10 protein-coding genes and 2 riboswitches are annotated in these 11,289 nt (G+C 49.4%); of the genes, 7 read left to right on the top strand and 3 right to left on the bottom strand.

Translation table 11 applies throughout. From position 1 onward, the window contains the following. Nucleotides 1-37: 37 nt before the first annotated feature. Complete coding sequence (locus tag BZG84_RS14490) at nucleotides 38-1,201, bottom strand: amidase family protein (protein ID WP_077480615.1); 1,164 nt, start codon at nucleotides 1,199-1,201, stop codon at nucleotides 38-40. A gap of 121 nt (nucleotides 1,202-1,322) precedes the next feature. Then, the gene (locus BZG84_RS14485; RefSeq protein WP_158011506.1) at nucleotides 1,323-2,489 is read right to left on the bottom strand and encodes a J domain-containing protein; all 1,167 of its coding nucleotides are present in this window, start codon (nucleotides 2,487-2,489) and stop codon (nucleotides 1,323-1,325) included. A gap of 254 nt (nucleotides 2,490-2,743) precedes the next feature. Beyond that, nucleotides 2,744-2,831, top strand: a riboswitch (glycine riboswitch). A 2-nt stretch (nucleotides 2,832-2,833) separates the two neighbouring features. Beyond that, nucleotides 2,834-2,913, top strand: a riboswitch (glycine riboswitch). A 79-nt stretch (nucleotides 2,914-2,992) separates the two neighbouring features. Between BZG84_RS14485 and BZG84_RS14480 the strand changes: the two genes are divergently transcribed. Then, nucleotides 2,993-4,396, top strand: a complete 1,404-nt coding sequence (locus tag BZG84_RS14480; RefSeq protein WP_077678387.1) for an alanine/glycine:cation symporter family protein — start codon at nucleotides 2,993-2,995, stop codon at nucleotides 4,394-4,396. A gap of 119 nt (nucleotides 4,397-4,515) precedes the next feature. Here the strand turns inward: BZG84_RS14480 and BZG84_RS14475 are convergent, their stop codons facing one another. Continuing rightward, nucleotides 4,516-5,193 (bottom strand): HAD family hydrolase, encoded by a 678-nt coding sequence (locus BZG84_RS14475; protein WP_232111997.1) that lies wholly within the window; start codon nucleotides 5,191-5,193, stop codon nucleotides 4,516-4,518. Between the two features lie 306 nt (nucleotides 5,194-5,499). Between BZG84_RS14475 and BZG84_RS14470 the strand changes: the two genes are divergently transcribed. The 6 genes from BZG84_RS14470 to BZG84_RS14445 all read left to right on the top strand — a co-directional run bounded on the left by BZG84_RS14470 (nucleotide 5,500) and on the right by BZG84_RS14445 (nucleotide 11,259). Next, nucleotides 5,500-6,084 (top strand): FMN-dependent NADH-azoreductase, encoded by a 585-nt coding sequence (locus BZG84_RS14470; protein ID WP_069587020.1) that lies wholly within the window; start codon nucleotides 5,500-5,502, stop codon nucleotides 6,082-6,084. A gap of 162 nt (nucleotides 6,085-6,246) precedes the next feature. After that, complete coding sequence (sbcB, locus tag BZG84_RS14465) at nucleotides 6,247-7,668, top strand: exodeoxyribonuclease I (protein WP_077678389.1); 1,422 nt, start codon at nucleotides 6,247-6,249, stop codon at nucleotides 7,666-7,668. A 199-nt stretch (nucleotides 7,669-7,867) separates the two neighbouring features. After that, a complete protein-coding gene (locus BZG84_RS14460; RefSeq protein ID WP_077480609.1) occupies nucleotides 7,868-8,359 on the top strand; it encodes a winged helix-turn-helix domain-containing protein in 492 nt (163 codons plus the stop codon). A 73-nt stretch (nucleotides 8,360-8,432) separates the two neighbouring features. Next, the gene (locus BZG84_RS14455; protein ID WP_077480607.1) at nucleotides 8,433-9,191 is read left to right on the top strand and encodes an ABC transporter substrate-binding protein; all 759 of its coding nucleotides are present in this window, start codon (nucleotides 8,433-8,435) and stop codon (nucleotides 9,189-9,191) included. Nucleotides 9,192-9,373: 182 nt separating this feature from the next. Then, complete coding sequence (gene cdd / locus BZG84_RS14450; RefSeq protein WP_077661981.1) at nucleotides 9,374-10,270, top strand: cytidine deaminase; 897 nt, start codon at nucleotides 9,374-9,376, stop codon at nucleotides 10,268-10,270. Between the two features lie 89 nt (nucleotides 10,271-10,359). Continuing rightward, nucleotides 10,360-11,259: a DMT family transporter gene (locus tag BZG84_RS14445; protein ID WP_198536740.1), complete on the top strand. Its 900-nt coding sequence runs from the start codon at nucleotides 10,360-10,362 to the stop codon at nucleotides 11,257-11,259. Nucleotides 11,260-11,289 lie beyond the last annotated feature (30 nt).

Below are 11,289 nucleotides of genomic sequence, written 5' to 3'. Positions count from 1 at the left end.
CTTGACGACAGCGTGGCTAAAGATTCTAGAATCAAGCTTAGCCTACCCAACGGTGTGCTACTTCCATCAATAACTTATCTTTGTTGGGGTGTGCCAGCAATGTGACACCGTAAGGGGAGTCTTGGTGGCTAAATAATGGCAAGGTTAACTGCGGTAGCCCACAAACATCGGCCAGCGCCATAAGGCGTCTTTGCGCCAAATTAAAGATGTCGCTTTGCTCTTGGCCTGCGTCTCTTGGCAAGATCTCGCCCGGTGTGGACGGTAAAATTAACACTTTATCACTTGGCCACATCGCACACACGGTATCTCTGAGTTGCTTGCGCGTTTTTTTCGCTTGGAAATGGTCTTTGTAAGTAATTGCTTGAAGGCGAGCCAAATAGCTTTGTGTGGAAGATGGCAAGTCCAGCTTTTGCTTTTCCAGCCATTCTTGATAGACCAGCAAAAACTCATGGCTGGCAATGGCAACTTGTGCGTTCTCAATCCGTGTTAAGACCAGTTTGTTCATCGCCAGTGTGGTTTCATGCGGTAAAGGTAACGCATCCAATTTTTTGTAGAAACAATCCATTGCTTCATCACTGTAGTAAAGTGCGAAGATAGGTTCCGCCAACACAACGCCGACAATGTTTTTGATCGCCGTTGAAGGTTTCGCCACCAGCTCTTGGAACTGGCTAATTGGCGCTAATGCAGCACTACAGACGCCCGGGTTATCAAACGTTTCTGCCGCAGGTAACAAACCACTCGCGTCGATGAGTCCTGGCGTGGGCCGATAGCCAAATAAGCCACAATGTGCCGCTGGAATGCGTACACCGCCGAAAGCATCATTACCAAGGCCTAAGTGAGCCAGTTTTTTTGCGACTGCGACAGCAATCCCTGCATTACTGCCGCCGACGCGATACTTACGGTACTTTGGATTGCGAAGCTCAGCGTAGAAAGGATTGAGGCCAGTAATGCTAAAGGCAAGCGGATCCACTTGCAGTTGGCCAATTAAATTGGCGCCTTGGGTCATCATAGTGTGCAGCACCGCCGCATCTTTGGCCGACTCAGTGCGCCCTTCCGACCATGCAGGAATACCGATCCCCGACACCAAACCTTCTACCGCTACAGAGTGAGAAACAGCAATGTGATAACGCCTGAATACCCCACCGCCGCTATCCTGACGAGGTGGATCATACCGATGTGCAAACATGGCTTGGTCTAACATTGGCGTTCCTTATCACAAAATCAATCGAGCCTTATTGATCAGTGTAATACAGGCGCGACACATCAGACGCCTGAGTTGGGCGGTAAACCATGTCGATGCAAATGAAAATGTTACTGGTTTTTTAAAAGTTTGCCGCTGTCAGCCCTGGTGCTCGTTGACACGATTGTTCAAACGCACTGAGTTGAGGGGCAAGATCCTCACTGACAAAGGTATCGTCAAATATTTTCACTTTGCGGGCGAGCTGCCAACTATCAATCGACGCGCCTTGGCCGTAGGGAATTGCATACACATGAAAGTGTTGCCGCTGAGTAATGTAGTCAAGGTTTGGCGGTACGCGTAAAGGTTGATAGGTGGTATTGAGGTATACGTAAAACTCCCCTTGGCAATTGGCCACCACATACGAACCTTGCTCACTGCGTAACGCGAGATAAGGTTGTGGCACTTTATCAAACTGGCTTACATGCCATTGATTCGCTGTTGCAGTTAGCTGGATCATCGGTGCTGTCGGCATGGATGCACGCGAGTCGCTTACCTGCGGTGTTGGTGTTGATACAGGCGCCGTGGTTTGATTGTTCTCCAACGGTTCGACAATTCTGACACGTTGCGCCACCTCTGGAGCTGACTGGCCTAACAACGTCCTCATCATGCTTTGCCAGTGGCTTGTCGGCAGCATCAGCACTGCAATCACGCCCCAAGAAGCCAATACCCAACGCCATGCTAAGCCGGGCTTTGCGGCTTTTAGCGTTACTGGTGTCGCTTTGTGTTTGAGCTCGGTTTCCAGTTGTTCAACCTGAGATAATGCCTGTTTTAATTCTCGATTGAGCTGTTTGCTCTTTTTCTTGTCACTGTCATGTTGCTTTGATAATCGCTGATGCTGCTCTTCTAAGACATGATGTTGCTTTTCCAGCTTCTGATAGTGCTCCCGCCATTGGCGATTATCAAACTCCAGCTTGGCAATTTTCGCGGTCAGGTGCGCGGGGATTTGGTTGTTCGCTTGGCAGGCTCGTAAAGTTCGATTCTCTTGCTGCAATGCGGCGAGTTCTTTTTGTAACCGCGCCACTTGGCTACGCAATGCTGCCGTGCCACCAGCAGATTGTTGACTGTCGAGCGGGCTGTGATCGCCCTTGCCATTTTTAACCGCTTGATACGCTTCACTGACAAGCTGCATCAACCCAGTGCTTCCGCCTTTATCTGGATGCACGCGAATCGAAAGTTGACGATAGCGTTGTTTAATTTGCTCAGCGCTTTCACTGGCGCCAACGCCTAAAAGTTCGTTCCAAGTGGTCATATCAGGGCCCATCGTTACGGCTTCGTCTTGCAAACTCAATCACAAGGTGTTGATCCGTGTTATCGGCATACGGTCACATTTATTGAGCATTCATCGGTCGAAATTTCAGTATAGCCAGCACCGCACCGTTCACAGATAAAAGTTTAAAGAGTGCAAATTTTGCGCACTTCTTTAGCTGATAGAACTGTTTGTTCATTTTTGCATTGCATTCATATTTCTGTGATCTATCATACTTACCGCAATATTACGTTCCGATGAAGACAGCAGGAGAGAGGTGGCATTCGCCATCCGCCGAAGAAGTAAATCTTTCAGGCACTTAAATGTATGGACTGCTGTTGGAGGAGCCTCTGGAGAGACCCGTCAAGTCGGGCGCCGAAGGAGCAAGCTTGTTTTCAAGTGAAACTCTCAGGCAAAAGGACAGAGGAGATACCCACCCCAATATGTAGCACTTTTGTTAATATTAGTGTGGCTTATCTCCTCCTTTGATGTTTAAAGGGGGATAAATGCAATTTCTAACTCAACTACCGGATATACCATCACTTCTCGCCACCATTGACGACTGGATATGGGGCCCACCGCTATTACTACTGCTCACCGGAACCGGACTGTTCTTTACCGTACGGTTAGGGTTGATCCAGCTACGCCGTTTACCTTTTGCACTAAAACAAATTTTTAAACCGGCAGATGCTTCAACCAAAGGCGATGTTTCTGGTTTTGCGGCTTTATGTACAGCATTGTCCGCGACTATCGGAACAGGAAATATTATTGGTGTCGCCACCGCTATCGCGTTGGGTGGACCAGGCGCCCTATTCTGGATGTGGCTAGCCGCGTTTTTAGGCATGGCAACCAAATACGCAGAATGCTTACTGGCAGTGAAGTATCGCGAAACCGACCACAAAGGCAATATGCTGGGCGGGCCGATGATGTACCTTTCTAAAGGGGCTGGACAACCGCTGTTGGCAAAGCTGTTCGCGCTGTTTGGATTAGGCGTCGCCTGCTTTGGTATTGGCACCTTTCCGCAAGTTAACGCCATCAGCAGTGCCGCCACTCACCTGTTTAATATTCCCACCGTGGCGGTTGCAGGCATCTTAACCGTACTGGTCGCCCTCGTAACCATTGGCGGGGTAAAGTCGATTTCCGCTGTGGCCGCCAAAATCGTTCCCGTAATGGCGGTATTCTATGTGGTCGCGTGTTTATGGGTGCTCGGGGCGAACATTGAACAACTCCCACACGCCGTCGCGCTAGTCTTTGAGTCTGCGTTCACGGGAATGGCTGCAACTGGCGGTTTTGCCGGTGCGGGGATGATGCTTGCGATTCAAGCCGGTATTGCACGCGGCGTATTTTCCAATGAGTCAGGACTGGGCAGTGCCCCTATCGCCGCGGCTGCCGCCAAAACCGACTCGTGTGTTGAGCAAGGCCTTGTTTCCATGACCGGTACTTTTATCGATACACTGGTGATTTGTACCATGACGGGCCTGACCCTCGTTCTGACCCAATCATGGTCAGGGGAGCTGGCAGGGGCCGCGATGACCTCCCATGCCTTTGCGGTCGGTATGGAGAGCAGTATTGGGCCGATGCTGGTGAATATTGGCCTGTTATTTTTTGCCTTCACCACTATTTTAGGCTGGCATTACTACGGCGAGCGTTGTGTCGCTTACTTGTTCGGAAAGCGTGCGATCTATTTGTATAAAATCATCTTTATTGGATTGATTGCATCAGGATCCTTTATTCATCTGAACACCATTTGGATCCTTGCTGATATCGTTAATGGCTTAATGGCGATCCCGAACCTAATTGGCTTATTGTTACTTCGCCATGTGGTGATCAACGAAACGCGTGCCTACTTCAATCAAGAGGCGGCGAGGCCAGCCCGTGCCGAGCATACCACTTGCAGCCAAGTGCATTAATTTGCTGCCAAGGAGATAAGTAACTCGTTAACCGCTTGGCAACGCTCAACAGCAAACGTAAAAAAGCCGGTGAGTACACCTCACCGGCTTTTACGTATTACTCAACAGGCAGTAATGGCTTACGCAAACTTCACCGCGTCGGTTTCTTCTATCCCTAAACGCCCCAAAATGGCGCGCGGATTAACAAAATCGTTGATTCGGGTGTGGTGTTCCACTTTATCCCCTACCGCGACGAACTCATAATCCAGTGATTGGGTCGCCTGTTTGTCCCATACCCCGTCACCAAAATAAATTCGGCGATCAAACTGCACGCCATAATCTTGCTTGGCGCGGAACGCCGCGAGTGCCATCACTTCACTACGGCTCATCGCATCAGAGCATGATGAGAATACGATACCATCGACATTAAAACCGGCGGCCTTTAACTTCATCCGTGCAGTTTCTTCCCAGCCGCCCGTCGCAATGGCAAGGGCGACAGAGGGTACTTGACGCATCTCATTGATAAACTCGACCGCGCCCGGAATAGGTGCCATGCCTTTTTCCGCAATGGCGTGCGCGAGCTTTTGCATAAACACACGTTTCACTTCTCGGAAAATGGTGATCTTTTCTTTTTTCAGGTCGTTTTTATCGATGAGTTCTTCAATGATACCTGCGTCGGTGATGTTGGTGTATCCCCCCCAATCATCAGGTACCGTTAGTCCCGTCACAGCAAAAATAGCTTCACTAAAACACTCGTGGTCCATGTGGCAGCTATCTACCAGCGTACCATCCACGTCTAACATAAATAGATTTTTCACGCGCTATTCCTCAAATCCCGTTGCGTCCACACAAGCACACGGCTTGTTGATTTGATTGTGGCGCTTCCCCAATGCAAGCTGTCTATCCGACACAACGGCCATTATAACATTATTTTTACATTTTGGACGACAGCCGAGCGCAATCATACGCCCCYGCTTGCTAACTGCCAATGTTCACTCGAAAAGTTGTTACATCAACGAAATTTTTGAACAAGTTTGACGAATCCTTGACGTGGTGTTTTTACGCCCAAACTCTACACTAACCAAGGTCGCAACATGCAGACCGTTAATTTAAAGGAGAACGTAATGAAAGCGCTTGTCATCAAATCAAGTATTCTTGGCCCCCATTCTAGCTCGAACGCCGTAATCGATGGCGTGGTGAACAACCTATCCCCTGATTCTTTGGTTGAGCGAGACTTGGCAGCCAACCCATTGCCGATCCTTGACGGCGAGCTTGCCGGTGGCCTTCGTGGCGGCAGTGATCTGAATGAACGTCAGCAGCAAACGTTGGCGCTTTCTGACCAACTGATTAACGAGATCCAACAAAGCGATACACTAATCATCGCCGCCCCTATGTATAACTTCACGGTGCCCGTGCAGCTGAAAGCGTGGATTGATCTTATTGCCCGTGCTGGCGTGACATTTCGCTATACCGAAAATGGCCCTGAAGGCTTGGTGACAGGTAAGCGCGCTATCGTTGTCACCACGCGAGGCGGGATGCACAAAGGCGGTAACACCGATCACGTGACAGGTTATATGCAAACCGTACTTGGTTTTATTGGTATTACAGACGTTGAGTTTGTGTACGCGGAAGGCCTCGCCATGGGTGAAGACTTGGCCAGCAAAGCCATTGACGATGCAAAACAGCAGCTCAAAAAACTGGCTTCTTAATCGCAAAAGACCCACTGTTTGGTGCAAACGCCTGCCAAGGTGCAGGCGTTTAGGTTAGCAAGCGCGCGAGGATTGGTGATCCGCGACGCCAGTGTTACCATGTGCGGTCTAACGCAGGTGGTTGAGCCTGCTTTCTTTTCTTTGATCAGATTGGATGCGATTGTGACCGACACCGCCCAGCCAACGTTTTTTATCTACGACTTTGAGACCTTTGGCACCCACCCGGGTAAAGACCGCCCTTGTCAGTTTGCCGGCGTGCGCACTGATAGCGACTTCAACGTTATTGGCGAGCCCTTAGTGCTGTTTTGTCAGCCACCGAATGATTATTTGCCCGCACCAGAGGCCTGCTTAATCACCGGGATCACACCACAGTTAGCGGTGAAAAAAGGCTTACCTGAGCCCGAATTTATCGCCCGTATCCATGAGGCGCTCTCTCAGCCAAATACCTGTGTCTTCGGATATAACAATGTACGCTTTGATGATGAGGTGACCCGCTACACGTTGTACCGTAACTTTTATGATCCATACGGTTGGAGTTGGCAAAACGGAAATTCACGGTGGGATTTACTCGATGTGATGCGCGCTTGCTATGCGTTGCGCCCCGAGGGTATTGAGTGGCCGCTCGATGAAAATGGTAAGCCAAGCTTTAAGCTAGAAAAACTGTCTGTTGCCAACGGTATTGAGCATAGCAATGCGCATGATGCTATGGCGGATGTGTACGCCACCATTGAGCTCGCCAAAAAAGTAAAATCTGCGCAACCGCGTTTATTTAATTATTTACTGACCCATCGCCATAAAAACAAAATCAAAACCTTGATTGATGTGGTGAATATGACCCCACTGGTTCATGTATCGGGTATGTTTGGCACCGAGCGAAGCAACACCAGTTGGATCGTGCCAGTTGCTTGGCATCCTGAAAATCCTAATGCGGTGATCACCATTGATTTGGCGCGAGACCCAGCACCTCTTTTTGAGCTGGATGCCGATGCGCTGCGCGAGCGTTTATATACACCTCATCATGCGCTCGCGGAGGATGAATTACCGGCACCACTGAAACTGGTGCACATCAACAAATGCCCGGTCTTAGCCGATGCCAAAACGCTACGTCCGGAAGATGCTGCGCGCTTAGGGGTGGATCGCGAAGCCTGCTTGCGTCATCTAAAAGCGCTCAAAGCCGCACCAGAGCTAAGAGAAAAACTGGTTGCCGTCTTTGCCGAATCAAAACCCTTTGACGATCAGGACGTCGATAGTGCCCTATATGCAGGCTTTTTCTCGAAAAGTGATCAAAGTGCGATGGAAATTATTCGTGCGCGCGATCCTGAAAACCTTGCCGCGCTCGATTTGAGCGTCGATGACTGGCGCATAAAGCCGCTGCTGTTCCGCTACCGCGCGCGTAATTATCCGTGGACACTGACTGACGCTGAGCAGCAAAAGTGGTTTATGCACCGTCGCGACTATTTCGAGACCCATTTGCCTGCATACATGGAAAACTTACAGCAATTGGTCGATGCTCACCAAGACGATGAACACCAGCTGAAGATCCTCAAAGCGGTGTACCATTATGTGGAATCCTTGGTCAGTTAATTTTGCTTCCCTTGCCGTGGTGTCATCGGAGCCACTGGCAAGGGAAAACCTACTATCCTTCTGATAGATAATCGCTTTTCAAAATTTCCTCACACGCTGCCCAACTTCGTCTACCAAAAAAAACGTCCACATTCTAGTTGCAGAACCGTGATTTGAGTCCACACTTTTGAAAAGAGTATCGTGTGGAGTGGGCTCAATCATGACAACCAAAGTGAATACGCGCTGTTATCGATTTGCGGATGTTGATTTCGAACCAGAAAGCAGAACCTTATATTGGACCGACCAAACCATCACGGTACTGTCCTACGAAGAGTCACGCATGCTAGAAATGCTTTGTTACTACGCGGGAGAAGTGTTATCCAGCCGCACGCTGTTTAAGCAGGTCGCATTACCGGATAGTTCGTTTGCGCAGCACCAAAGTGTGGTGACGTCTTTAATGGCAAAATCCTATCGTAACGGCAAAAAATGCTTGCCATTCGAAGTGGTGGGCGAGTTTGGCTACCGCGTTGCCCTACCCCAACAAACCCTGTCGCACCGACCCGCACCGCGAGCACAACCACAAGCCGATGAGACACCATCGCTCGCGAAACCGGATGATTTACAAGCGGCAGACTTTAGTATCACCAAACCACTGATCGTATTACTTAGCGCTGCCAGTGTGATTATTGGCATTACAGCGTTGCTCACTTAGGAGTTTTATTCTTGTGGGCTAGCGAGCACACAACATCTGCTCGCAAGCTTTTTATCAGTAGAATGGAGGCGACATGGCAAAACATTTGTTGCTATTGCTACTCTACATTACTCTTCTGTCGGCCCCTGCCGCATGGGCACAGAGCGGCACCAATCATCAAAACGGTGTACCACAAACACTCGTGATCCATATGGGTGAACTGCCAGGTCTGATTCAACTTGACGGGTCAGGGCCTTTCGTGGATTTTGTGCGCTTTCTCGATGCGCAAGATCCGAACGTACAAATCGACATTGAAGTTTTTCCCATTCATCGCGCGATTAATGGCATCGTACAAGGCAACGCCGATTTAATGCTACCTGCCGTGCGTCCAACGAAAACAGTCACCGATTTACCGTTTGCATTTAGCAGCGAATCGTTTGGCGATGTTACCCATGTTTTGTATACCAACAAACATAAGCCGCTACCAGTTGATGTCCTTTGGGCTAATCCCGAGCGTTACACGATCGAAGCCGTGCCCTACTACATGCCATTTAAAGTCACACGCTCCCACAGTATTACGCAATCTTTACGTCGCCTTGCTGCAGGCCGTATTGACGGATTCGTGTGGGCGCAAGAAGAAGCAGATTTAATACTCAAACAGTTAGGATTAACAAATATTCGTCGTGCTCACTTCGCTGATTTTCAAGATGTATTTGTGATCCCTAAGGGAGAGAAAGGTGAGGCTATTGATGCCTACCTCACTGCGTTGATCACACGCCTGCGTGAAAATGGCACGTTAGCGCGTGAGTACTACAAAGTTCATCGCCCTTACGTGGATTGGCAGCCTGAATAGCAACCTGCACACTTGTATTTAAAAGCAATCATAGTGACTGTATTTACAGGCTTAAAAATGTTGACGTCACTCTAAGTTTGAGCAACAAGATCGCCTTTGCATTATATGCGTGACATTACTCACACATTTATCAAGATCGCTTCTCTACACTGATAGGCCGTTAACCATTTAGAAGTGATGCTATGCGAACCGCACTCATTGACGCACTGACACAATTGCCAGACTCACTACAGAGCACTGTCTCGGAATGGCTTCACGCATCGGCGTTTGATGCGACCTTTACGCCCGCGCAAGTGGCAGACATGGAAGCCGCAAGTGGCCTGTCTGGCGCGGCATTGCGCCTTGCTTTGCTCCCATTAGCCGCAGCTTATGCGGTGACACCCATTTCTCGTTTTAATGTAGGGGCGATTGTCAGAGGAGAAGATGGCACTTTATACCTAGGTGCAAATATCGAACTGACTGGCGTTCAACTTGGACAAACCGTGCATGCAGAACAATCTGCGATCAGCCACGCATGGACCAAAGGGGCGACGCGCTTAACCGACATCACCATTAATTACAGCCCTTGCGGTCACTGTCGTCAGTTTATGAACGAGTTAAATGGTGCTGAGGACTTAGTGATTCAACTGCCTAAATCGGACGCTAAATCACTGCACACTTACCTTCCCGAAGCATTTGGCCCTGCCGACCTCGGTATTGAAGCGCGACTGCTTACCGACCAAACGCAAGGCTTAACGGCAGACGATATTGACGATCCTCTGCTTAAACAAGCCGTTGAAGCGGCGAACATTAGCCATGCGCCTTATTCCAGTAACTACAGCGGTGTCGCGATTGAAACAAATGACGGTCATGTGTTTAAAGGAATGTATGCTGAAAATGCGGCCTTTAATCCGAGTTTGCCTCCACTGCAAGTTGCTTTAATTGCCGCCAATATGGCGGGTTACTCGTGGGATCAGATTGCCTCTGTGGCTTTAGCCGAAGTGGTGAACAGCACCGTGAGCCATTTGGCCGACACCCAAGCGAGCTTGGATGCCATTAATCCCGACATTCCCTTGTTATATGCAGGGTTAAGAGCTTAATACAAAACATCAGGCCGCATTGATTTCTAGTCGCTCTGCGGCCTATTTTGCGCTACTATCCGAGCATATTTTTTCGGATAACCACAGCGATGAAACAAATTCATAATCCCATCCAAGGTGCTGTTTGGATGTTGATCGCCGGCCTCTGTTTTGCGCTGGTTAATAGCCTCTCACAATACGTCAGTTTTAAACTCGGCCTACCGTCGACCACCGTCGCCTTTATTCAATATGCGATCGCACTGGTTGCGATGATTCCTTGGCTAAAACAGTTGGGTATGCGTCAAGCATTAAAAACACAGCATTTAGGAAAACACTGTCTGCGCGTGTTTATCTCGGTGATTGGTATTCAACTGTGGCTGTGGGCCCTCGCCTATCCTGTACCGATTTGGCAAGGTATTGCTCTGCTTATGACTTCCCCCTTATTTGCCACTATCGGATCTGGGTTATTTTTACGCGAACGTGTTGGTATCGCTCGCAGCCTAGCAACTCTCGCGGGCTTCTGTGGTGCGATGATTATCTTAGAGCCTTGGTCAGACGGATTTACTTGGGCTACACTCTTGCCTGTCGGTGCTGCGTTTTTTTGGGCCACTTATTCGTTGATGGTCAAACGATTATCAGCCTATGATCCGCCAACAACCATGGTGGTCTACTTGTTACTCTTGATCACGCCCTTTAACTTATTGCTTGCCGTTCCGGATTGGACGCTACCAGCGAGTGCGACAGCGTGGTGGATGCTAATCGGGGCTGGCTTGCTCACCGCCTTAGCTCAATGGGCGATAGCCAAGGCTTATGCCGTTGCAGATGCCTCATTTGTTCAGCCGTTTGATCACGCCAAATTGCCGTTAAATGTGTTATTTGGCTGGTTAGTCTTTAGTTGGATTCCACCCGGTCGGTTATGGTTAGGGGCCGGCATTATTATTGCCGCCGTGTTCTTTATCACGCACTGGGAATCCCGCCAGTATCACGCCACTAAAGCCAAACCGGCGTAGCGCACTCGATAGAAAAAGGGCCATCAGGCC

The sequence above is a fragment of the Salinivibrio sp. PR932 genome (assembly GCF_001996125.1).
In the GTDB taxonomy this organism is placed as follows: Bacteria; Pseudomonadota; Gammaproteobacteria; order Enterobacterales; family Vibrionaceae; genus Salinivibrio; species Salinivibrio proteolyticus.
This window is presented reverse-complemented; position numbering and strand designations above follow the sequence as displayed.